This window comes from Chryseobacterium sp. SIMBA_029, assembly GCF_046535275.1.
Classification (GTDB): Bacteria; Bacteroidota; Bacteroidia; order Flavobacteriales; family Weeksellaceae; genus Chryseobacterium.
The window spans coordinates 1-243 of sequence record NZ_JAWRXA010000749.1 but is presented as its reverse complement, the minus strand read 5'-3'; the positions used below and the strand labels follow the sequence as shown (position 1 = coordinate 243).

Here is a 243-nt window from a genome sequence, read left to right as displayed (position 1 = left end):
CTGCGATTCCGCTTCGGCGGTAATGGCCGTGCCTTCCAGCGCCGAGCGGTCCACCGTTTCGGCGTAGCGCTGAATGAGCGCCTGGGCCGCGCCGATCATGGCGTCGGCCTTGGCCGCTACGACCTGGGTGGACGGCATGTCCGCCACCGTGTCGTAAGGCAGATTGAACGGCTTGAGTTTCTGCGTCTGTTCCATAAAACATTCCAGCGCGCCCTTTGCCATGCCGTGAGCGATCGCCATGAC

1 protein-coding gene is annotated in these 243 nt (G+C 63.4%); it reads right to left on the bottom strand.

Going from position 1 to position 243, the window contains the following annotated elements:
• On the bottom strand, positions 1-243 hold a 243-nt coding region (locus SB679_RS25925; protein ID WP_410705259.1), incomplete at both ends, for a hypothetical protein.